A 2,808-nucleotide genomic window follows, 5' to 3' on the forward strand; every position below is an offset into this window, starting at 1 on the left:
GCACCTCAGTAGGAAGCGGCACACCCGGCTATGCCCCTTTGGAACAAGCCAATTATCACGAAGGCAAGGATTTTCCCGTCACCATGGATGTATATGCTTTGGGAGCTACAATGTTCAAAATGCTGACAGGCGTACGACCTCCGGAAGCATCAGTCATACTGAATGACGGTTTTCCTGCATACGAATTGCAACAACATCATGTCGGAGATGCATTGACAGCTTGCGTGGGCAAAGCGATGGCGGCTCTGCGGAAGGACAGGCCACAAAATATAGATGCATTCTTGGAATTGTTGGGTGAGAAAAAAGAATCAACCGACAAAAAACGCATCCGTTTACATAATTCCATCGATAATATCTTGTTTTCATTCACAGACTCGCCCATTCCCGGATATCGCAGCTTTATCGCCAAATTCACACGGGCATCCGCTACGGTTCAAACCTTCATTGAAAACGAACTCATCACAAAGGAAACCATAGCCTACAGCCCGGCACAATTTGAAGCGTTGATTTCAGCCATCAATGCATTAAAGTTATACAAGGTTTCATCCAATCTCAGAAGGCAATCCATGGGGGGAGAAACCATTCGGCTGGGAGTGGAGAATAAATTGGACGTATATCATTATGGCACAAAAGGAAACCAGGAAGGGACACTCATCGGGGATGTCTATCCGCTCTTGGAGCTTATCCAAAAAGAGATTCCCGGCTTCTCCGATTTATGGGTCAAAAAACAAGATTCTCCCCACGTTTCCGAGTCCAAGCCTACAGGAGGCTTCTGGCAGAAATACCAAAAAGTTATTATAGGAGGACTTATCGGAGGTTTGATCGCGGCAGTGTTCGTAATGACTTACAATACCAATATCGGAAGTCCGGTTCCAACCGACTCTTCGGCTATGGACACAATCACCGTAGAGTTTCCCGACTTATTGGAAAACGAAAACGATATTATGCAATCAGCTGCTTCAGAAGAAATAAGTACTGATTCTATTGCCGAATTTCCCCCAAAAAGTTCTACAGAGAATCTACAATCGGGACATTACACCGTCAATGGGTACACCGCTGTCGATCTCGGTTTATCTGTAGACTGGGCAACATGCAATGTCGGTGCAGAAAATCCATGGGAATCAGGAGATTATTTTGCATGGGGAGAAACGGAGCCCAAATCCTCGTATTGGTCAAAGACTTACAAATATTGTTCCGGAACGACTGAAAGCTGTATGGAAATTGGGAGAAAGTGGGAACTATATAACAATGGTGTTCTTTTTCCTGATATATCAGAATCTGAATACGATGCAGCATATACTATATGGGGAAGCGGTTGGCGTATGCCGACTATTCGAGAAGCCTTTGAGTTACAAAGCCAATGTAAGTGGGAGTGGACCGAATTAAACGGAATGAAAGGATCCAAAGTAACCGGTCCGAATGGGAACAGCATATTTTTACCGGCAGCAGGTGCTATGAAAGGAAGTAAAAATGAAGGTCTGGGAAAACAGGGAAATTATTGGACTTCTACTGGAGAGCCTGATAATAAGTACGGATATGCACGGTACTTAGGGATATCAGCCCGCAGCCGAGAATATGATAGCCAGTTCCAGTCTAACTACAGATTTCAAGGTTACATGATTCGTCCCGTAACTGAAATATCTAATAGAACAAAAGTTAAATAAAAATCTTTATTTGGTGACCATGAAAAACAATAATTCCCTCAACCGATGCCCCAATTGCGGATGGTCCAACTCTCCTTATAACACTCTCTGCGAGAAATGCCATGCGCCTTTACGAAAGAAAGATAGTGACAATCCTTCGCAAAAACAAGAGATTGATACACGATTCAATATCAACCACTACTACAAACGTGTCTTGACATGTCGAGAGTGTGGGAATATCTGTCAAAAAGGTAAACAAAGATGCTCCGCCTGCGGTAGTACGAGTTTAGAGATTCGCATTGCGTGCAAGTCTATGTTACAGGAGCGAATGTGCGGCAATCCGGATTGCCATTACCGCACACTCTCCCGCATCCACGATTGCCCTATATGCGGAACGAAATTAGAAAAAGGACCTATCTGCATGGTTTACGAAGACCATGCAGGCCTGCCGATCCCAACTCCAGAAGAATATTTAGGCGAGTGGGAAGATGAATTATAATAAATTTAAAATTCAATAGTATGGAATCGAACACATTACAATCCGGCACCACCTTACAAGGCAAGTCCTACACCTACACCATCCGGAAGGTATTAGGCCAAGGCACGTTCGGCATCACTTACTTGGCTACAACGAAGGTAAAAGTCGCCGGAGCCTTGGGCTCACTTGAAACGACGATGCAGGTCGCCATCAAAGAGTTTTTTATGCGCGACATCAACGGACGCGAAGAGAATACGGTGACTACCGGAAGCCAAGGAGGCGTTTATGCCAACTATAAGAAGAAGTTTGCCCGCGAGGCGGAGAACTTGAGCAAACTCGACCATCCGCACATCGTCAAGGTGCTGGAATATTTCGAGGCGAACAACACCGTCTACTACGCCATGGAGTATGTGGAAGGAGGAAACTTAGACGCTTACATCACGCAACACAACGGCTTACCGGAAGCGGAATGCGTGAAATACGCCCGTCAGATAGGCTCTGCCCTCTCCTACATGCACGCCCACAAGATGCTGCATTTGGACTTGAAGCCTGGCAACATCATGCTCCGTCCAAACAAAGACGCCGTACTGATAGACTTCGGTCTGTCCAAACAATACAACGAGAACGGAGAACCTGAATCGAGCACCTCAGTAGGAAGCGGCACACCCGGCTATGCCCCTTTGGAAC

The 2,808-nt window shown here is 45.7% G+C and carries 2 protein-coding genes; both read left to right on the forward strand.

What is annotated here, in order from left to right; all coding sequences use genetic code 11:
- The coding region (locus H6A27_RS14115) for a hypothetical protein (RefSeq protein ID WP_204509144.1) at positions 1-1,664 on the forward strand (1,664 nt) is incomplete at its 5' end.
- Positions 1,665-2,162: 498 nt separating this feature from the next.
- Positions 2,163-2,808 (forward strand): serine/threonine-protein kinase (locus H6A27_RS14125; protein ID WP_204509146.1); only part of this gene is annotated, 646 nt, incomplete at its 3' end.

The organism is Bacteroides caecigallinarum, assembly GCF_016902295.1.
Classification (GTDB): domain Bacteria; phylum Bacteroidota; class Bacteroidia; order Bacteroidales; family Bacteroidaceae; genus Phocaeicola; species Phocaeicola caecigallinarum_A.